This window comes from Paracoccus sp. PAR01 (assembly GCF_014851995.1).
GTDB classification, from domain to species: domain Bacteria; phylum Pseudomonadota; class Alphaproteobacteria; order Rhodobacterales; family Rhodobacteraceae; genus Paracoccus; species Paracoccus litorisediminis.
On record NZ_JACVAW010000110.1, the window covers coordinates 1 to 273 of the forward strand.

A 273-nucleotide genomic window follows, 5' to 3' on the forward strand; every position below is an offset into this window, starting at 1 on the left:
CCGCCTGCCAGATGTCGTGGAGATGGCTCTTGGCCTTGTCCTGCAGCGATTTCGGCAGCGCGTTGAGCACGTTCATTGTCTTGTGGACCCAACACCGCTGCTCGCGTGTGGTGGCGAACACCTCGCGCAGGGCAGTCCAGAACCCGAGGGAGTGTCCTGAACTTTGTGTATCTGGGCCGTTCCATGCGGTTTCAGATACTCAAGCGTCGAAGCGCTCGCCAAACATTATGGCGAACTGATTGCGGGCCGCAAACCATTCCCGGACGTTTCGGC

The 273-nt window shown here is 59.3% G+C and carries 1 pseudogene; it reads right to left on the reverse strand.

Going from position 1 to position 273, the window contains the following annotated elements:
• Nucleotides 1–151 (reverse strand): annotated as a pseudogene (locus IB235_RS24900) (transposase); the annotation flags it as partial.
• Nucleotides 152–273: the final 122 nt, after the last annotated feature.